Raw genomic sequence first — 21,070 nt, 5'->3', positions numbered from 1 at the left:
TATGCACTTTGGCTAATGCTGAAGTGTTACCTTTGTCTGATAAAGAAAATTTAGGTAAATGGATATTAAATGAAGATGTTAGTGATGAATTTAACGACAAGGAAATTGATGAAGAGCGTTGGTTTATTGTAGGTAAATTCAAAGATGGAAAACCTCAATATATACATCCAGATAAGCCTCAGAAATGGGTATGGAAAGGACGAGCGCCTTCACAATTCTCAGGGCGAAATTATCGACTCGAAAATGGAAAGTTAATGCTCGAAGCCCGTTGGGAGCCTGAGTTTCCATTTACTGAAGAAATTAGAAAGCCAGTTTTTGGTGAGCCCCTAAAACATGAAAATATTACAGTACCTTGTTTTATTGGCCGCCGCTCTTTTACATACGGATATATCGAAATAAAAAGTAAATCAGCAGATGCAGAAGTCACCAGTGCGTTTGGGTCAATGGGGACAGGAGTAGAGTTTGATTTTTTTGAGACTTTTGGTGATAGCCGTGAAGATCCTCAAAAAGAGCATTTAGATCGGCAGTTGTGGTGGTCAATTCGCGATTGGAACAAACCAGTTGGCGGAAAGCCAAGTTATACCGAAAGAAAAGATTTAGGCTTTAGGGTGGCAGGTGATTTTCATGTCTATGGCATTGAATGGGACGAAAGTGGCGTTAAGTATTATGTCGATGGCAAACTATTTTCTTCTGTTACGGCAGTGCAAGTTAGAGAATGGGCATTAAAAAATCGTGAAAATTTGCCGCAAAACTATAATGGTTATGTTGCAACTAAACCTATTCACTTGTGGCTAGATATGGAGACCTTTCCCTGGCATGGCGTGCCTAATAGTAAAGCTGATCTTGAAAAAAATAGCCCTGAAGATAAGAAATCTGACGGGGTGGTTGATTTTGAAGTTGAGTATATTAGGGTTTGGCAGAAACCAGAGCAGCTTGGAAGATTAACAAACTAATTCAATTTTGAACGTTAGAAAGTCATTGCACTACGCTAGGCTTGCGATCCAATTCAATATTATAGATGTCTAATTGCCCTGCTTGCTTGAATTTGGTTAATGTTTCTGTGATTCGCGGCACTATGTTTTTGTGACGTTTATGGAAGTATTGATACAACAGAAAATCTTCTTTGTAAGCTTGAATAATTTTAAAGCTTCGGTGTCGCTTTAAAGCACTATATCCTTGTGGAAAATACATATCAACTAAGGGTTCTACTGAGTGAGTGGTAAAACCCTTAACCGCTACTGTTTAGTTAACTCCATTTAATCGGCATGAATACTGTCATTTCAGCAGTACCGCGGTTGCTCCAAGCAAAGTACGGTACAAGTTGAGCGCGGACGGTTTCAAAGTTTGGTTTTCGAACCTTGTTATACATTTTGTCGCTTTGAGTGTCTTTGCGCAGTAACAACTCAGTGCCTATGGTCGATACACCGCCTAGGAAATCCATTTTGTGCTCAACTTTCAAGTCACTGTCACCATTAAGGTAAACATCTAAAATACCGGTATTTTCTGGTAAGTCAGGTGTTTCAACGCAGTACACAATGGGCCCACGTTTCACAGCAACTTGATTTCGTACTTCTTCAATACGAGGGTGGCCTTCGATAAAGGTAGCATTCATTGGTATATCAATTGTAATGACATCAGCTTGCTGCCACTGACGGTTAATAATTGCATAACTTTCTGGCGTCGCAGATACGCCAGCATCTTCACCATTAATAGTGATAGTAGCGCCCGTTGCCCAACCCGGAATACGTAGTGCAATATCAAATGCCTCAGATTTGCACTCTTCGACTGTTAGTTTCACTAAACCTTTCCATGGATAGTCAGTATCTTGGTTAAGTTTTATTGTTGAACCGTCTGTCATACAGCTGACGAGGTTATTGCTGCCATATAGGTTGACGTAAACGCCATTATCAGCAAGGCTGTAAGCCCAACCAGATAAGTTTGATATGGTGCGAACAAGGTTAGGTGGACAGCAGAAACAAGATAAATATCCTTCACGATCCGGTGTTTCAGTCACATCGGCGTGGGAATCATAATCTCGGGCATTGTGCAGCATTCTAAGTGGATTGGCGTAGAAATAATCTTTACCTTCTACACTGATGCCAGAAAGGCCGCTGTTATACATAACCAACTCTATAATATCAGCGTATTTGGCTTGGCCATGAATCCCTAACATTCTGAAACTGAACATGGCATTACATAGGTTGGCGCAGGTTTCGTTATAGGCGGTTAAGTTAGGCATCATGTAATCATCAATGAAGCCTTCTTCAATCATGTCCCGATTAACTGACGCGCCATAATGGGTTTGACCTACGGCACCAGTTGCGTACATTTTCTTCTGGGTAACACTTTCCCATAACCTATCGAGTGCGCTGATTAAAGCTTTTTCACCTGTTTCAGCATAAACATCTGCGGCACCCGCATAATAATAAAGTGCTAATACGGCATGGCCAACTGGTTCTGATTCTTCACGCAGCGGCGTGCGTTCTTGTACCATATCGCCAATAGGGTAGCCGACTGTTGTTGAGTCGTGTTCAATTTCATATGTACCACGACGATCGATAAATTTTTGTGCGAGTTCTAGGTACTTTTTCTCGCCAATAGTGCGATAAAGCTCAACTAATCCCATAATTTGGGTTTGGTTAAAACCAAAGCGGCGGTAATGCTTAGTATCTGGGAAAAAGATGGTAAATAGAAGCTCGGCATGTTTAATCGCAATATTAAGAAAGTTGCGTTGACCGGTTAAACGATAATGGGCACAAGCACTGATTAATAAATGGCCCGTATTGTACATTTCGTGATATTTACGGTTTTCGTAACGATCGGCATCGTCACGTAATTGGATTTGTGTTTGTAGATAACCATCTGGCTCTTGCGCTTTGCCAATAATGTCAATGTATTCATCAAGCTCTGCAAGTAGTGCTTCATTTTTTGAAAGTGCAAAGGCATATATCTTTGCTTCCATAAACTTATAGAAGTCGCCGTCATGCCAATACATACCTTGATGCTTACCTTCTTTTAAACCAGCGGCAATTTTAAAATTATTTAGCGCGTGTCCAACAGTGCCACATAGCACATCACCCATGTAAGGGATCATGACATCAATGGCTTTTTGAGTTTTCTCGGCCCAAAAACCAGATGTCCACTGACAATCCCCAAAATTGGTCGCTTTTAGCTTTACATGTGGGCTGGCGTAATTAGCCACTATGCCTTTATCGTTAACATGTGTTGTCATCGGTTTACCTCTTTGTCTCTCTTAAACTTTTAACGTAGTAATTAGCAAGCTAATTAATATCAATATAGGAAATAGTGTAAGGCTTACCATGTTTGGTATTTCGAATGCCTTTACCTTTCATTAAATCGAAATTAGAAATAACTAGCTTGTTTTGATAAATCATTAAATCTGCTGGCTGGTCAATTTGACCGTCACTGCCGTCATTGTCAGAATAATCAGCCAGCTTAATCACCTTTTTGTCCGTTGTGATTTTGAAAATTTGATTAAGTCCAAAACCTGCTAAATAGAGATTGTTGTTCTTATCAAACACCATTCCATCTATTCGAGATTCAGCCGGCACTGTGGCATACAGTTCTTTATCAATTACTTGACCATTTTCATCAAGGAATAATTTGTACACTTCTCCGTCGCCTAAAACTGTCGTATATAGGTGTCCGGCATTGTCAAAGTCTAGGCCGTCTACACCTATTTGAATCTGCGGATTTTGAGTTTCAGCAGTAAATACTAGTTGCTTGTCTTGTAAAGTATTGGTCATAGTCAAATGTCTATCGCTAGCGTTAAATCGGTAGATGCCACTGGTCATTTTCTTAGATTTCACTTTAGGCATATTAAGCTGAGTAATATAGACAGCGCCATGATGATAACGTAGACCATTAGGGTTAATCCCTTGTGCGATAACTTCTGTTTTAATTAATGCGTTACCGTTAAAACTCAACTTTAAAACTCGACCGTTTTTAATACCGCGCGCGTCAGCAACATATAATGCGCCTTGTTCATCATAAGCTAATCCCATTGGATTGGCCTTCGATGTTAACTCTAGAGTAGGCACTGTTGCTAAATGGGTAACATCGCCGCTAGGAGAAATGGAAAGAAGCTCTCCCTGTAATTTTTTGTTTGCAAAATTAGGGCATGACAAAGTTAATGAGCCATTAGGTGCTATTGCAAAAGCATCAGGGGTAGGGCAGTTATCGGGTAGTTGGGCAAATAGCTTAGCTGGTTGTAAGGTCGAAGAAGAACCAGTTGCTAGTGAGAAGGATGACCAAAACATAAGAATTGTTAGTGCTTTGGGTAAGTTTTTAATATGAGCCGTTAATAACATCTCGTTTATCTCCCAAATTAATTTCAATTATTAGTTGTGTTTAAAAATTTGCAAACATATTATGTTTAAATAAATCGTATGTATATAGGGTTGGAGAAAAATATGACAAAAAATCCAGATTCACATGTGACCTTTTATTCCTTAGTAGCCGCTTTTGGTGGTTTTGTTTTTGGTTTAGATGCTGCAAATATTTCAGGGGCGATTCGATTTGTTAGCTCTTTATTTGAATTAGATGCAATTGAACAAGGGACAGTAGTAGGTTGTGCCTTATTGGGTGTGATTGTTGCCCTGTTTTTTACTGGTAATTTAGTCGAAAAATTTGGTCGTGCAAAAGTGCTGCTTGGTATCGGTGTGACTTATGCGTTGTCTTCATTAATCTCTAGTGCTGCGGTTAATTATGAAATGTTGGTGGTGGGTCGATTTATTGGTGGAGTTGCTTTTGCATCCATCACTGTTTCAGCCATGTACATCGGTGAAATAGCTCCCCCGGAAAAACGTGGTAAATTCGTTTCAGTTAACCAGTTTATGATTGGCTTAGGCTTATTATTGGCCTTTGTCATTAACTACTTTCTAATAAAAGCGATTGATGAGGTTAGCTGGCTTACCAATGATAATGTTTGGCGAGTCATGTTAGGTGCTGAGCTGATCGTTAACGCTATATGGATAGCATTACTGGTTAAAATCCCAGAATCACCCCGTTGGCTATTAATGCAAGGGCGGGAAGATGAAGCGCGGCAAGTGTTTGAGAAAATAGCACCTAAAGAGCAAATCGATACCATTGTAGATGAGGTTAACTTAGGGCTTAAACAACAAACTAAACTATCTACTCGTCATCAGCTAAAAGCTTTATTTAGTCCACGTATGCGCTTTGTTATATCCATAGCCGTTTGTTATGCCGTTGTACAAGGGGCGACTGGGATGAATGCAGTGTTGTTTTTTGCGCCCATGGTATTTGAGCAAGTCGGAATGAGTGTTGAAGATACCTTCATGCAAACCATTGTCATAGGCGTAGTAGGTTTATTGGCAACATTAATTGCGATTAGTTTTGTTGAACGCTTAGGTAGACGTTTTTTGACTCTAGCTGGATTAGTCTTGGTGGTGGTCGCCCATGGTTCAACTTATGTAGGTTTTAGCCAGGCTAATTATGTTTTTAGCCCCCAAGCTATGACTGAAATTGCAACACAGTTTAAACAGGATGGTTTAGAAGACAGTAATCTTGTTGCGCTTGCTGATAAGCATTTTGATTCTGATGTCGAATTAAAACAGGCCTTAAGCCAAGTGTTTAATAAAAAAGAGCTGCCAATTGCTAGTGGCACCATTATCAACGCCACGGTGCAAGATATTAATGCTCCGTTAGTGTTATTTGGTATTTTTGCGTTTTTAGCGGCGTTTAATTTATCAATTGGACCCATTATGTGGGTGATTTTCTCAGAGATTTTCCCCAATAGTGTGCGAAGCGTTGCCTTACCATTTGCGGCGTTGGTACAAACCGTTTCCTCATGGTCTATTCAGCAGTTTTTCCCATGGCAGCTCGATAATATGGGGATAGCCAGTATTTTCACCGTTTACGGCTTTATCGGATTAGCTGGTTTGATCATTATGTACTTTATTCTGCCTGAAACGAAAGGGAAATCGATTGAGGCTCTTGAGCAACAATTGGCCAAAGCGTAAGTCGTGTTTAATAACTATTAAGGAGTTTTAATGCTAGCCAGTAATACAATCAACCATTTAATCATTGATTGGGGGACCACAAACTTTAGAGCGTTTGCTATGTCACCCGAAAATACTCTCGTTGATACCTTGGAAAAACCTATTGGGTTATTAAAAGTGCCTAACGGTAATTTTGCCAATGCACTTGAGCAGGCTTTAACTACATGGTTAGATGATTATCAGAATTTACCCATTTATATGGCGGGCATGGTCGGTTCATTAAAAGGGTGGGTTAATGTTGATTACGCCCCTACACCAGCAAGTGCTAATGGAATAGCCAGCAAAGCACATCACTTTGAGCTACCTTGGGGGGCAAAAGCAACGATTTTTCCGGGTGTTAGTCATCAATATCAAGAACAGCATTACGACGTTATGCGGGGTGAAGAGGTGCAACTATTAGGTTTAGCTCAATTAATTGCTAAACAAGATTATGCGGCAGTGTTACCTGGAACCCATGCAAAACACGCTACGGTTAAGGGAGCAAAAATTGTTGAGTTTGCTAGTTATTTAACTGGCGAGTTTTATGCAATGTTAATAAATCACAGTTTGATGAGTAAAGGCTTACCCGAAAATCCAGAGTTTTGTCTGCAAAGTTTCGCAAAAGGTGTTGAAGCAAGTAAAGATGGGATACTGACTAATAAAATTTTTCTTGGCTGGACGCATCGCTTATTCAAACAGCTTAATCTAGAGCAAATTCCTGATTTTATCTCCGGAATGTTAATTGGCTACGAGTTACGAAATTTGCACGCTTCTTCAGTTTATCTTATCGGTGGTAGTAATCTGTGCAGTCGTTATGAAGCGGCGGCAAAACAATTGTCTATCTCCACAGAAACCATTGCTGGAAATGAATGTTATCTAACAGGAATGAGCTTGTTAATTAAGGAAATTAATTATGCAAACAGCTAAAGACGGTGCTGCACCTATACCGTTAATTGCAATTATTCGCGGGGTAACCCCTGATACTTGTCTGCCAGTTGCCAGTGAACTGATAGCTGCTGGATTTACCATGATCGAAGTACCCCTTAATAGCCCAGACGCGTTAGTCAGCATTAAAATGTTAGTTGAACATTATGGTACGGATGATTTTTATATTGGAGCAGGGACGGTAACAACATTAGAGTTGGCTGAACAAGTTATTGCTACCGGCGCAAATTTAGTGGTAACGCCAAATTGTGATCCGCTCGTTATTGCACGATGCGTTAGTGCTGGATGCGCCACTTACCCGGGTATTGTTACCCCAACCGAAGCGTTTACGGCTATCCATGCTGGCGCGACGGGATTGAAAATATTCCCTGTTTCTATGGTAGGGGTAGATGGTTTAAAAGCAATGAAATCGGTCGTGCCTGCCGATACCGAGTTTTACCCTGTTGGCGGCATAGATGCGACTAATGAAAGTATGGCGCCCTATTTAAATGCTGGCGCAAAGGGGTTTGGATTAGGTTCTTCACTGTATAAACCCACCATGTCTTTGCAAGAAGTTAGAGTGAATGCTGACAATTTTGTTCAACAATATCAGGCGATTAGCGCGTAATAATCGAAAATTCGTAAATGACATTATTGAAAGAGCTGATATACTTTATAGAGTAAACATGATATGTTTAGTTAATTGATACATGGAAATATAGACGAATATGAGCGAATTAGTTTATTACGACCTAAAACGAGCAACAAAAATGACGCCGAGTTTGTCGGTGCAGGTAGCTCGGGAATTGGGCCGCCGTATCGTTGCTGGTTCATTTGAGCCAGGCGCATTAATAGATGATGAAAACGCCTTAGCTGAGCGATTTCAGGTAAGTCGAGTGGTTGTTCGTGATGCCGTTAAAATATTAGTAGGCAAGGGGCTTCTTGACGTTCGTCGTGGTATTGGCACTAAAGTGCGACCTCGCAACGAATGGATTTTGCTCGATGATGATGTACTTGCGTGGCATATCACTGCTACTCCAAGATTAGAATTTATCAATCAGTTAATGGATGTACGTTTAGCTTTTGAGCCCAAAGCGGCACGTTGGGCGGCAGAGCGCGCCAAAGATGAAGATATTAAAGAAATCGAAGATGCCATTGTTCGTATGGAAGAAGAAAAAGGTTCGTTAGAGAAGTTTATTGTTGCAGATGCACTTTTCCATAAAGCAATGTTGCGAGCAGCGCATAATGAATTTTTGACAGCAATGGAAGGTGTAATTTATTCAGCATTGTTAGTCAGTGTTCGTATTACAAACCAAGACCCACGTAACAATAGCGACTCAGTTGCGTTTCACCGTGAAGTCTACGAAGCTGTGAAAGCGGGTGACGGTGACCAAGCAGAGTTTTTGACCGAAAAACTACTTAATGATGCTATTCGCAGACTCAAAGAAAACTTTGATGGGTAATTGCTAGTTTGTTCATTAAAAAGGTTGCCTGATGGCAACCTTTTTTCATTAACGAAAGTAAGTTTAACGTAATCAAAATTTTTGAATCTTTACCCAAACATCTGCAAGGTTTGTATATGTGGGTTAGTATTAGAGTCTCATTCTGGTGTGTGATTCATAGACATCCTTTCACTATACTTGGGTGTTATGAACGATGAAATTCAACATAGATTGGTTTGGATTAAGCTACTTGAATCTAAAGGTGATGCAGGGCTAGTTTGCTGTAAATGTGGCATTACCAGACCAACTCTTTGTAAATGGTGGCGATGCTTCCAAGAGCTAGGCAAGGATGGTTTAGTTGGTCAAAGTAAACGCCCTCATTCGTCACCAAATATTAAAACCACTGACAAAGTAGAGAGGCTGCTTTTAGAATTACGCGCAACAAGAAAACTTGGCGCTAGAAGACTTCAAAGCGAGTTATTCAGACTTCACTATATATCCATAGGACTCGCAACAATTCACAAAGTTCTCAAAAAAAATCAAGTAAAACCGTTATAAAATTTAGACGAAAGGTTGATTACATTCGATATGTACGACCTATGCCTGGAGATAGAGTACAAATGGATACGCGCAAAATAGGTCCTGGACTTTATCAATATACTTCAGTTGACGACTGCACTAGATATAGGGTTCTTAGGCTCTACAAGCGTCGCACAGATGCAAATACGTTAGACTTTATTGAAGCTGTCGTTGAAGAAATACCGTTTCCTATCCAGCGATTTCAAACTAATGGTGGCAGAGAATTATTTGCTGATAAGGTTCAAAAAAAAAGATGTCGCTGCGTATCAAACTCCGTCCTAACAAACCAGCTTCACTACATCTTAATGGGAAGGTTGGGTGATCTCAGAAAACCGATAAAGCAGAATTTTACACAACTGTAGATATCGAATCTGATGATTTGGACAACCAGCTAGCTAAAAGGCAGAGGTGAAGCGTTCTAGGGTTGAGAGTTTTACGTCATCGGCGTGGTCTTCAATTCTAGATATGGCGTTTTTGGGGTATCTAACATTTCAGTCAATTCGGCTTGGGTGATATTTAACGTTGATGTCCTCTTAGCTTCAGGTATTTACCCCTAAACAATGCTCTCAAGCCGTCTTTAAACATAAACAAGCCCGAATAAACTATGGGCTAATTATTGCATCTCACCCCTGGAAGGTTTTATGTTGATAAACATATTATGTTTATGTATTGTTATAGAAGAGTTATCTTACGAGCGATTTTATGACCACACCTTCTATCCTTTTTAGCTGTAAAGCAAAGGCTTATCTTTCATTGCTTCTGTTGTGTTTAAGTGCCGGCTTGAGCTCTGCCAAAGCCTCACCACCTGAAAAAAAGCCCAACGTGTTGTTTATTGTGGTAGATGACTTAGGCTATTCAGACATTAAGGCGTTTAACCCACAAAGCTTTTACGACACGCCCAATATAGACGCCCTAGCTGGGCAAGGTGTAATGTTTACTAATGGCTATGCGGCTAACCCAGTGTGCAGCCCTTCTCGGTTCGCACTTTTAACAGGAAAACACCCCACTCGAGGGCAAGCTACCGATTGGTTTCCCACTAAAAATAAACCAGCCCGTTCTGGTCGTTTTTTACCCGCAAGTTTTAAAGACTATTTACCACTTTCAGAAACCACCATTGCCGAAGCGTTTAAGCAAAGCGGCTACCACACTGCTTTTTTGGGGAAATGGCATTTAGGATTAAGTGAACATTTATGGCCTGAACATCAAGGCTTTGACGTCAATATAGCCGGCACTAAAAATGGTCATCCTGCGGCAGGGTATTTTTCGCCTTATAAAAATTCACGCCTTAAGGATGGGCCCAAAGGTGAGTATCTAACGGCCCGTTTAACCAATGAAGCCATTGCTTTAGTAGATCAATATAGCCAGCAATCTGACCCGTTTTTCATGATGCTATCCTTTTATACCGTGCATACGCCTTTACAGGCCCCTCAGCAAGATGTTCAAAGGTATCAAGCAAAAACACAAACATTGGCCCATAACGATGAGTTTCAAGATGAAGAACAAGTATGGCCTATTGCCGATAAACGAGAGGTTCGGGTAAAACAGAATCATCCTACCTACGCTGCCATGGTCAACCAAATGGATAAGCAGGTAGGGCGATTGTTGGCGAAACTTCAACAAACCGGGCTCGATCAAAATACCCTTATTGTTTTTACGTCAGATAATGGCGGCTTGTCTAGCGCGGAGGGATCACCTACCTCTAATTTACCGCTTAGGGGGGGGAAAGGGTGGTTATATGAAGGAGGCATTCGCGTGCCATTAATTGTTAGACTGCCACAAATGCAACACAGTGGTAATCAAGTCAATGAGCCCGTCACTTCAACTGATTTATACCCTACTTTATTGAGTGCGGCTAATATTCCTTTATTGCCGCAACAACATGTAGATGGCGTAGATCTAAACCCATTTATACCATCACAAGCTGATCGTAAGCGTTTAGTCACTCGGCCTCTGTATTTTCATTACCCGCATTATTCGAATCAAGGTGGTTTTCCCGGCGCTGCGATCCGTGAAGGAAATTGGAAATTAATTGAACGGTTTGAAGATGGCCGAACGCACTTGTTTAACCTTGACACTGATATTGGCGAGCAAACCGATCTTGCCAGTAAATATCCAGATCGGCTTAATGCGATGCGTTTGAATTTACATAAATGGTATCAACAAACACAGGCCCAATTCTTAAAAAGTAAAAATGGTCAAGCCCCGTGGTTTCCTAAATTGGTTGAGGAATAATGATGCTTAGACCTATTATCACTGCGGTGTGTTGTTGCACTGCGCTGTTTATTGTAGAAGATGTACTCGCTGCTAAGCCTATACAAGCCAAGCAAAATATTGATTACGTGCCCTCAGTTGACTATTCAGACAATCGAGATAAGTTAGATGTTTACTTACCTAAAGTAAGGGATAACAATCCTGTACTGGTGCACTTTCACGGTGGAGGATTAACCTTTGGTTCTAAAGAGAAAGGGTCAAAAGCATTTGCCGAAACTTTTGCACAATTAGGCTTATGCGTTGTTGCGCCAAACTATCGTTTAGCGCCAGAACATCTTTTTCCAGCACAAATGTTAGATGCAGTAAAAGCGATAAAATGGGCCGTTCAACATATGCAGTCTTACGGTTGTGATACCTCTAACATTGTTATATCGGGGCATTCTGCTGGGGCTTACCTTGCGGCCTTATTGGCCGTTGATGAACAGTGGTTGTCTAAACTCGCTAATTTACGAGGTAATATTCAAGGGGTTGTGGCAATTAGTCCACTGCTTGAACTCTCAAACCTTAACAAAACACATTTAGAGCAAGTGTGGGGCACCGATAAACATATATATAGATCGGCGTCAGTGACGTCACATATTGAGCAAAACAAATTGCCTATGTTGCTTATGTATGCGGACAATGACCATCCTGGTATGGACAAAGAAATTCAACAATTTGCACAGGCCATGTTCATTAACCATAATCATGTGCAGGTAATTGAAGCCATGAACAGAGATCACAAAAGTATTATTAATCAGCTACTAAAGAAAGATGATGTGGTAAAAAGCAGTGTAATGGGGTGGATCTCTCTCCTAAATGCCAACTAAAAAGTCATACAACTGGCAAACTAATAATGATGCTGGCGGGAAACGGGTATTGGTGCCATAACGTACACCCCTAAAGCATGTGCAACATTTGAATACAAAATAACACCCTAGCTACCATAAGCACGTTCAGTCAAGGTAAAGGCTTGACCATGAGATCTTTAAATTCAATGGGATGACCTTCACTTTGCAAAGCAATGTACCCAGAAGTCAATGATTTACCCGGTATCCACATTTTAGGATCGTATCCTTTGATAAAGCGTCCTCCCATTTTAGGCTGAGTGTACTGCAACACTACTTCATCGTTAATAATGTGCGTTACCATACCATCTTGTACGATGAGCTCTGCCCTAACCCAGTCATCAACTGGGATAGTAGAAGACGACGATTCCAAGCAATGTTCGTCATAAATAGCTCCCTTATATTCTATATCAGTGCCAGGAGAACACATATTGCCTGTAGGGCGAGGCTTGCCGTCTCCAAGATCCGCTAAAAATTGCATTTCAACAGATATAGGCCAATCTTGTTCTTTTAAAATAGAATTCGGCGCTTGGCTGTAATACATCACACCGCTATTTCGTTCTGCATAATGAGGCGCATCATGCATGAATTCGCCGTAAAATCGATACGCGAGTGTTAGGTGGAAATTAGCAAAGGGCTGATCAAAGTAAAGGTGAGCAAATCGATTATCAAAGTTATCATATTTATCGTAGTTAACTCGCAGTAGTCCATTTTCAACTCGGAAGGTATCGCCGTAATTATCACCGACATTATGATGATGGATTTTTACCGTCCAACCATCTAAGTTTTTACCGTTGAACATGGGTATCCAATCATTTTTAGGAGACTCTTGGTACGCGCATGCACAAAAAAACGTAACCACACTAAGAGATAGCACTTTAATAATGAACTTCATTTATCGACTCTTTGAATAAAAAGATAAGACGTTCACAACTTAATAGTTGCTTCGCCTATCAATCCTCAACGGTAGCAAAAAATAGGCATTAAGCCAACCGCCTCCATTTGAATATAAGCTTTAATAAGACACCTAAAATAACAAACTACCCAATCGCAGCTCCAGCTTCAAGTTTAAAGTGCTCCTGTTATTTGGATTCTGTGGTTTTAAAGTTAGGAATTAGAATTTTTTAGGACGAGACGCGCTGAAAACGTTTAAATGTATAACCAAACTCAAATGACAGGCAACGTGGATGAGCACATGTTATGCAGAAGGCTGTTCAAAGATGTGATGCTAATGATTCAGACGGATTGGAGCAAGACTCTAGCCTTGCCATCCTTGGTATTCGTTGATGGTCTGTATGGTGTTTGAATTGTTGCAACATATGCTCATTACCTGTTGCTGTTCTGAAGTGTTGTTCGTAAATACGTAAATATCGGGGTCAGAACAAAGTTAAATTATTCGTGATGTAATTGGAAATAGCTCAATTGTAATAATGTCAGCAATGTCGGATGAAGCAGCTGTAAAATAGTTTAAGGACAAGGGCCGCTTTGGTGTAAAACCGAAGTAAAAATCAAAGGTACACGATGCCCGTTTTTGGCCGAAAGTAGAAGTCACTACTAAAAGCGAACAATGATCTTAAATGGCAATAAGTAGTCATTAAGTGTGACACTTTTTTACTCTCTTACATTATACAAAATAGTCAATTCCCCCACTTGTAAAAATTGTGTAAAGAAGTCGTTTTTTACTTGAATCATTAAACGTCATATGTTTATATACATTGCATTATTGTTGCATCAAAATTAATCTGGGACATCGTGCTAATGAGAGTGTTTAAGTCTATATGTCATATGGCCGCTATGATTGCTGCCGCCACTTCGGTTGCTTTTACTGCCACTGCTGAGCAAAAAGCAGAAACAAGTATATCGCCAAGTAAACAGCCGAATGTTTTAGTGTTGATGTTTGATGATATGCGCTTTGATACTTTTTCTTATCGTGGTGGCCCTGTCAACACACCCAATATTGACCAATTAGCCGCAGAGTCAACCCGCTTTGATAATGCAATGACTACAACAGGCTTATGCTCCCCATCCCGAGCTGCTTTTTATACTGGTCGTTGGGGGCATAAAACCGGTTTAGACGATAATGTCGAGTTATATTCTACGCGACTAGCAGAATTGGACTTGAAAGAAGGTGGACTACTAAGGCGAGCGTCAGAGTCAGGCTACTTAGTCGGTCACGTTGGAAAATGGCATCTAGGAGCACGAGGTACTGAGTTACGTGGTGCCGAAATTGATTTGGCACAAGGGCATGAGCCAAGAAAGCGCTTTTCACGGGTTTATACGCCGTATGCAAAAGTAGGGCAAGTGAAGGGGTATTACGAGGGGAAGTTGGATAAAAACAACGAAAAACATGAATACTACAAAACTCTTGATGGAGACTACGAAGATACGGAAGCATACAATAAACTCGTGGCCGGCAAGAAAATGTTAAAACAAATGGCAAATGATGAAAGACCATTTTTTGGAGTCGTTAGTTTTAATCAACCGCATCCCGCGTACCGTGTACCTGAGCCCTATGCCAGTATGTATGACCCTAAAAAAATTAAGTTACCAACAAATCATTTAGCAAGGCGAGTTAATAAGCCTTTAGCACAAGATGGTATTTGGTGGCCATGGCATGACGTTGGCCATATGACCGATATGGATTGGCGTAAAGCGCGCAGCTATTACTACGGCGCTATAGCAATGGTTGATCGCATTGTCGGTGAATTAATACAAACGGCGAAAGAAGAAGGCATATACGATGATTTACATATAGTGTTGTGGGGTGATCAAGGCAGTATGTTAGGTGAGCATACTTTATATGATAAAGGGCCTTATGCTTATGATGAACTTATGCGAATGCCTCTTCTAATTAAAGATCCAAATATCGAACCGAAAGTGGTTAATCGTCAAGTATCGATGTTGGATGTCACCCCCACCATTGCACAATGGATGCAATTACCCACCGATGGAGAGGTTGATGGCCATACGTTAATGCCGTTAATGAAGCAGGGAGATGAGGCCGAAAAAGGTCAGCCAGATGTCGCTCTGTATGCCTATGAGTGGTACAACGGCGCTTGGTTTGGTATCCGGGCGGTGCGAACACCAGAATTTAAATTTGTTTGGAACCCCGGCGACAACCGTGATGAATTTTATGATTTAACTCAGGATCCAGGTGAAATCACCAATCAAATTAAAAATCCTCAATATAAAAAGCAACGCGCTCACATGGTGAAACTGTTGATGAAAGAATTAGCACGTGTTGAAGACCCGTCATTAACTAAGCTTGAACACCATGCTAACGCTTATTTATAAACCAAAAGTTAATTCAGAGAAAATAGATGATTATTCATATTAAAAAAGCGATTATCTTAAGTGTGATTGCGACAACAGTTATATCGACAATTGCTTATGCATCACCCGCACAACCGACTAAAGAGCAAGAACGCCCCAATATTTTATTGATACTGGCAGATGATTTAGGTTATGGCGATGTGGGCTTTAATGGTGCAGAAGATATTAAAACACCTAGTTTAGACGCACTTGCGCAAGGAGGAACCAAGTTCACCTCCGCTTACAATGCTCACGCGTTTTGTGGGCCTAGCCGTGCTGGTTTGATGACAGGTCGTTACCCACATAAGTTTGGATCTCAGTTCAATTTACCTAGAAGTAGCCGTTCTGGCCATTTAGGTGTGCCGACCGGTGAAACGTATTTTTCAAAAGTATTACAAGATGCCGGCTATTACACCGGCGCGTTGGGTAAATGGCATTTAGGAGAAGATGCTGAGTTTCATCCTAATAATCGTGGCTTTGATGAGTTTTATGGTTTTCTAAATGGCGGCCATAAGTATTTTCCAAAGCAATTTAAAGCCGCTTATAACCGTCAAACAAAAAACGGATTAGATTACGCGATATTTTCTTATCTCAAACCATTAGAAAGAAATGGAGTGGAAGTTGATGAAACTGAATATGTGACTGATGGCCTGTCTCGAGAAGCGGTAAACTTTATTAAAACAGCTGCCAAAGACAAGTCTCAGCCATTTTTCTTATACCTTGCCTACAACGCTCCGCATACACCTATGGAAGCTAAAGAAGAAGATATGGCGATGTTTCCTGATATCCAAGATAAGAAACGTAAAACCTACGCAGGTATGGTTTACGCCGTTGACCGAGGGGTAAAGCGTATTGTTACAGCACTTAAAGATAGTGGGCAATATGAAAATACTTTAATTGTATTTTTAAGTGACAATGGTGGTAAGCCAAATACAGGGGCGAGTAATCATCCGCTTATTGGCAAGAAGGGGGATGTTAAAGAGGGCGGCTTTAGAACACCGATGTTTTTCCATTGGCCTAACAAAGTGGCTGCGGGGAAAGAATATAATCATCCCGTTATTACACTCGATTTTTTTCCCACATTTGCGGCGCTTGCAAATGCAAATATCCCGAGCGACAAAAAGTTAGATGGCAAGAATATTTGGCCTGCTTTAGCCAATAATAGCAATGCTCGTCCTGATGAAATGATTTACGCCCTGCGTCATCGCACTGGCTTTTCAGAAGCCGCAGCGCGCAAAAATCAATGGAAAGCGATCACTACTGGCAAGGAATGGCAGCTTTTTGATATTGAAAAAGATATCAGTGAGCAACACGATTTAAGTAAAAAACACCCTGATATATTAAGAGAGATGCAAGCCGAAATGGAAGCCTGGACGTGGACCCATGCCGAACCACTTTGGTTTCACAAACACGAAGAAGGAACCTTATGGCGAGAAAAGTCGATGCCACGGTTTCATGAAACATTTTCGGCAATTGCTGAAAGACAATAGCTAAACATACAATTGTTTTTTATAGCCACCCGAGTTGGTGGCCTACATTCTCAGTTATATTTTTAAGAAAAGAACTCTAATGCAAAAATCACAAATAACTAAAATATCGCTCGTTATCGTGGGGCTACTATCAACGATTACTGGATGCTCTGTGATGTCTGATTCTTCTGCAGATACTAACGAGTTAACTACAAAAGAGTCGCCTAAAGTTACCGCAACTGCCTCTTTAAATCTTGAACAATCTGGTCAATTATTTCGTGAAACTGTAAATATTTTGCCAACAAAACCCGATTCTCGGCGTAAGTGGGATGCAGCAGTGGTTGCAGATTTAGATCAAGATGGCCTGCAGGATATGCTGCTTACGGAACATGGTAAAGCGGTAGAGCTTTATTGGAATAACGGCGGTGTTTTTTCTGAACCGGTAAAAGTCATTTCTGGCGATACTCACGGAGTGGCGGCAGCGGATTATGATAACGATGGATTAGTTGAATTGATGATTTCTCAAGGTGGCGGTGGAGGTAAAAAACCACGGTATCCCATTGAATTTGAAGTCAGCAAAGACCGTAAAATATCTAAAGGTAAAGAGTTTCCATTATACCAACGTACTAGAGGTCGAGCCGCAAAGATGATGGATGCCGATCAAGATGGCGATGTAGAAATGGTATTTTCTGCGTTTCCTTTAAAGTCTCAACCAAAAGGTGCTAACTACTTCTATCAAAATGAACAGGGCAAGTTAATTTATGACAGCATCTTACCGCAAGCTAAATGGTTAGGTTATAAAATGACTGTAACTGATATCAATAATGATGGAGATCCCGATGTGATATTTCACGGCGGCGATAACATTGTGGCAGCAGTGGGTGGTGAAGGCTTAAGCTTTAGCGATCAATCAAAACAGGTACTTGGTGAGTTAGCAGATACGACTAAAGTGCGTAGTATCGCCGAAATTGATTTTGATAATGATGGTGATATGGATTTATTCCTGACGCGCTCCAAACACCAATTTTATGAAGAACGTTTCTATGACGAACAAAACAAGCGGTTTGCCTTTTTTGTTCGCCGTCAAACCTTTCAATTTGATGATCTAACCATTGACGGAGATTTCATTTTAGAAAACCTCCAAATGGCTTATCCGCACTTTGACGTCTTTGTTGGCAGTAACAAAACATTGGTTGAGTTTGATGCTGAACGCTCTGGTGAAAGAAATTTAACCTTAATGTCGGAACAAGCAAAAGGCTGGCCTCAAGTTCAAGATAAAAAAGGACTTTATATTGGCTATTTAGGTAATGGCGTGTGGCGCGTTGGAGGGGAAACCACTTCTCCAACAGCAGGGGTGATCCATAATGTTGTATCAAGGCCTTCGGTGATTGAGCCTGATTTGCTGCCGGCTAAATTGTTAGAGAATCGAGACGGTAAGTTTGTTGATGTCACCGAACAGCTTGGTATCAATATCCCTGAACAGACGGTTAGCGCGGTGGCGGGCGATTTTGATAACGATGGTTGGAGTGATTTATTTGTCGTGAGGGTGGGGAATATGGCGACAGAAAACCAGCAAATATTGCTATTAAACCAACAGGGTAAGTCATTCAAGCTTGCATCTGCTCATGGCTTAGTGTCAAAAGAGCTGGGCGCAACAGGCGGTGGAGCCGAGCTAATCGACTATGACATTGATGGTGATCTCGACATTATTTATAACAATGAACGAGGTAGATGGCATCTGTATACCAATCAGCTAAACAACGACAATCATTTCATCACGGTGAATGTGGGTCACTCACCGAATAAGAGGGTGATTGCCCAAGGTGCAAAACTACAGCTGAAAGCTTGTGGTAATAACTATGTCAGAATTGTAGGTGCAACGTCATCACCCTTTTCACAGGGTAATAATAATCAGCTGCATATTGGGTTAGGCGCTTGTAGCAAGGTCGATTCTGCCACCATTAGCTGGAGTAATGGTGAACGCCAATTGATTGATGTTAAAAAACTAAATAGCACAATATTGGTGGGTAGTTAGAAGGCCTTAGGAATTTAAAAAATGAGAAAGCATGTCGTTATTACCGGAGCTTCATCGGGTATAGGAAGAGCCTTAGCGGTTATGGCTGAAAAGCAACAGTATCGGTTAAGTGTGTGTGGGCGAAATAAAGATAAATTGCAACACACACTTAGTGAGTTATCCAGACCTGAGGATGTTGTAGCTGATACATTTTGTATTACTGATGAACAATGCTTTACCCGCTTTTTAACACAAGCCAATGCTAAACACGGCACAGTGGATATTCTAATCAACTGTGCAGGAATTAATAACGTGCGTAAACAAGCATATCAGACAGAAATCCCAGAGCTTGACTGGATGATGAAAGTCAACTTTTATGCTCCAATTGCTTGTATTAAAGCGGTATTGCCCGATATGAAAAGCCAGCATCAAGGCACTATTGTAAATGTGTTATCAACAGTTTGTTTATTCGCTAACCCGGGTATTGCCGCCTACACTGCCACGAAAACAGCCCTTGATAGTTTCACTAAAGTGATGCGTAAAGAATTGAAGTCAGAGGGCATTAAGTTCTTATCGATATATCCAGGCGGGGTTGATACCGAGTTTAGAGCGGCTGAACGCCCTGAGTATTTATCTGCGCAAGCGGTTGCTAAAGCAATATTGCTACAACTAGATGTGGACATTCATACCCATATTCACGAATTAGTACTTAGACCTCAATGTGAAGATAACTTTTAATTCACAATTTTTTGCCGATTGGTCTTCTGCACTCAGGCTAAATTTTGACTGTTAGACGAAACTATTTATGAGATGTTACTTGTGAAAATGATCAAATATACCTTTTTATTCATATTATTGAATGTGTTCATAGGCGCAAGCGGGTCGACTAGCGCACTGTCTTTATTGCCCGCGTCAGATCCTGACAATCACGGCGGTTGGCGGCTTAACTCGCAAGTCAGTGATGAGTTCAACAGTGACACCATTGATACCAACAAATGGTATGTACAAGGGACTAACGAAAAGTTTTATATTTGGAAAGGCAGAGCGCCATCACAGTTTGCTCCGCACAATGTGCGATTAGAAGATGGACATCTAAAACTGACCACTCGGTGGCAGCCTGACTACGATTTTTTAGGAGTTCCACCACCCAAACAAAACGTTAGCAAATATGAAAATATTACGACTGCAGCCGTTATTAGCCATAACACGTTTTTATATGGCTATATGGAAGTGCGGGTGAAAATTCCGGATGCGGCAATGACAGGAGCGTTTTGGGGAACAGGTTACCAGCAAGAGTTGGATGTGTTTGAGTTAATAGGACGGGTAAAAACAGGAAACCGAAATCCAGAAACTACCTTTGTGACTTCCATACATGATTGGCGTCCTGGGCATCCTAAAAAGAACAAAGTGTGGAAACATGCCCATAAAATGACGGGGCGTACAGCTGATGAGTTTCATGTTTATGGTGTTGAATGGTTGCCAGATGGGTTGAAAATGTACTTAGACGGGAAATTAGTTCACCACGCCACCCAGCAGGAGATGGGCGATAATTGGGTGCTTAATAACCCATTGGAACTATGGTTTGATTCTGAGGTATTTCCCTGGCATGGCATTCCTGATGAAGGTGAGTTACCGGTCGATTTTGAAATCGACTATGTACGTGTTTGGCAGAAACCGAATACTAACTTAGTTGATAGGGCATTTTTTGGATTTGAAGGGCCAATCAACGTTGCTTCAACGCGCAAGCCCACCTTAAGAAATAAAACGGCAGAATTTTGGTGGATGGATGCTGACTCGGCTAAGTTTTTTTCCGTTACGGACTTTGACCAATATAAATTCTCGACTGGCCGAAAAAGTTTGAGGTATAACCAACCACAGGGTTCAACGAGGAAAGAAGTATCAGTCTTTGCGCCTTACGGTTCAGTGAATATTCCCTCCGGTGAGTTTGAGTTGTCGTTTAATATTTGGATAGATCCAGACAATGCCATCAAAGACTTACGTTTCATGCTTGAAGACCCTTGGTTAGAGATCCCACCAATCGAATTGGTTAAGGTAGCAAAGGGACAATGGGTGCGTGTTTCCCAATCTTTTTCTCGCACAAGTTCGTCAAACTCTAAAGACAGATTACGCATTGTTGTTCTTCCTCAAGAAGCGTCCAATGGCAACCGTTTGTTTTACATTGATGATATTGCGATAACCAAAAAGTAGTGAG

15 protein-coding genes and 1 pseudogene are annotated in these 21,070 nt (G+C 41.0%); 13 read left to right on the top strand and 3 right to left on the bottom strand.

What is annotated here, in order from left to right; genetic code table 11:
- The first annotated feature begins 23 nt into the window (after window positions 1–23).
- Window positions 24–953, top strand: coding sequence for a family 16 glycosylhydrolase (locus KO534_RS18195; RefSeq protein ID WP_354667961.1), 930 nt, complete (start codon window positions 24–26; stop codon window positions 951–953).
- A 293-nt stretch (window positions 954–1,246) separates the two neighbouring features.
- Here the strand turns inward: KO534_RS18195 and KO534_RS18190 are convergent, their stop codons facing one another.
- Together KO534_RS18190 and KO534_RS18185 are read right to left on the bottom strand one after the other, a co-directional pair.
- Window positions 1,247–3,232, bottom strand: a complete 1,986-nt coding sequence (locus KO534_RS18190; RefSeq protein WP_215931800.1) for a glycoside hydrolase family 127 protein — start codon at window positions 3,230–3,232, stop codon at window positions 1,247–1,249.
- 49 nt (window positions 3,233–3,281) lie between these two features.
- Complete coding sequence (locus tag KO534_RS18185) at window positions 3,282–4,331, bottom strand: SMP-30/gluconolactonase/LRE family protein (protein WP_215931799.1); 1,050 nt, start codon at window positions 4,329–4,331, stop codon at window positions 3,282–3,284.
- Between the two features lie 102 nt (window positions 4,332–4,433).
- Here KO534_RS18185 and KO534_RS18180 point away from each other — a divergent pair, with 102 nt between their 5' ends.
- The 7 genes and pseudogenes from KO534_RS18180 to KO534_RS18150 all read left to right on the top strand — a co-directional run bounded on the left by KO534_RS18180 (window position 4,434) and on the right by KO534_RS18150 (window position 12,045).
- The gene (locus tag KO534_RS18180; RefSeq protein WP_215931797.1) at window positions 4,434–6,002 is read left to right on the top strand and encodes an MFS transporter; all 1,569 of its coding nucleotides are present in this window, start codon (window positions 4,434–4,436) and stop codon (window positions 6,000–6,002) included.
- 30 nt (window positions 6,003–6,032) lie between these two features.
- Window positions 6,033–6,947: a 2-dehydro-3-deoxygalactonokinase gene (locus KO534_RS18175; RefSeq protein ID WP_215931795.1), complete on the top strand. Its 915-nt coding sequence runs from the start codon at window positions 6,033–6,035 to the stop codon at window positions 6,945–6,947.
- On the top strand, window positions 6,934–7,572 hold the full coding sequence (locus tag KO534_RS18170) for a 2-dehydro-3-deoxy-6-phosphogalactonate aldolase (RefSeq protein ID WP_215931793.1): 639 nt from the start codon (window positions 6,934–6,936) through the stop codon (window positions 7,570–7,572). Before KO534_RS18175 ends, KO534_RS18170 begins: the two co-directional genes overlap by 14 nt.
- 100 nt (window positions 7,573–7,672) lie before the next feature.
- Window positions 7,673–8,407, top strand: a complete 735-nt coding sequence (locus KO534_RS18165; RefSeq protein ID WP_215931791.1) for a FadR/GntR family transcriptional regulator — start codon at window positions 7,673–7,675, stop codon at window positions 8,405–8,407.
- 186 nt (window positions 8,408–8,593) lie between these two features.
- Window positions 8,594–9,371: pseudogene (locus KO534_RS23520) on the top strand (helix-turn-helix domain-containing protein); the annotation flags it as partial.
- A gap of 296 nt (window positions 9,372–9,667) precedes the next feature.
- Entirely contained in the window at window positions 9,668–11,197 is a 1,530-nt protein-coding gene (locus KO534_RS18155; RefSeq protein WP_215931787.1) for a sulfatase, read from the top strand.
- Between the two features lie 2 nt (window positions 11,198–11,199).
- Complete coding sequence (locus KO534_RS18150; protein WP_215931785.1) at window positions 11,200–12,045, top strand: alpha/beta hydrolase fold domain-containing protein; 846 nt, start codon at window positions 11,200–11,202, stop codon at window positions 12,043–12,045.
- Window positions 12,046–12,175: 130 nt separating this feature from the next.
- Here the strand turns inward: KO534_RS18150 and KO534_RS18145 are convergent, their stop codons facing one another.
- A complete protein-coding gene (locus KO534_RS18145; protein WP_215931784.1) occupies window positions 12,176–12,958 on the bottom strand; it encodes a 3-keto-disaccharide hydrolase in 783 nt (260 codons plus the stop codon).
- Between the two features lie 863 nt (window positions 12,959–13,821).
- On the opposite strand from KO534_RS18145, the gene KO534_RS18140 reads away from it, so the two are divergent.
- From KO534_RS18140 to KO534_RS18120, 5 genes are all read left to right on the top strand, one after another.
- A complete protein-coding gene (locus tag KO534_RS18140; RefSeq protein WP_252732254.1) occupies window positions 13,822–15,357 on the top strand; it encodes a sulfatase-like hydrolase/transferase in 1,536 nt (511 codons plus the stop codon).
- A gap of 26 nt (window positions 15,358–15,383) precedes the next feature.
- Window positions 15,384–16,865, top strand: coding sequence for a sulfatase family protein (locus KO534_RS18135; protein WP_215931782.1), 1,482 nt, complete (start codon window positions 15,384–15,386; stop codon window positions 16,863–16,865).
- A 154-nt stretch (window positions 16,866–17,019) separates the two neighbouring features.
- Window positions 17,020–18,879 carry a CRTAC1 family protein gene (locus KO534_RS18130; protein ID WP_215931780.1) on the top strand — a complete coding sequence of 620 codons (1,860 nt, stop codon included), beginning with the start codon at window positions 17,020–17,022 and terminating at the stop codon, window positions 18,877–18,879.
- 21 nt (window positions 18,880–18,900) lie between these two features.
- Window positions 18,901–19,596, top strand: a complete 696-nt coding sequence (locus KO534_RS18125; protein WP_215931778.1) for an SDR family NAD(P)-dependent oxidoreductase — start codon at window positions 18,901–18,903, stop codon at window positions 19,594–19,596.
- An 87-nt stretch (window positions 19,597–19,683) separates the two neighbouring features.
- On the top strand, window positions 19,684–21,066 hold the full coding sequence (locus KO534_RS18120) for a family 16 glycosylhydrolase (protein WP_252732265.1): 1,383 nt from the start codon (window positions 19,684–19,686) through the stop codon (window positions 21,064–21,066).
- The last annotated feature ends 4 nt before the right edge of the window (window positions 21,067–21,070 follow it).

This window comes from Paraglaciecola arctica (genome assembly GCF_018861065.1).
GTDB classification, from domain to species: Bacteria; Pseudomonadota; Gammaproteobacteria; order Enterobacterales; family Alteromonadaceae; genus Paraglaciecola; species Paraglaciecola arctica_B.
This window is presented reverse-complemented; position numbering and strand designations above follow the sequence as displayed.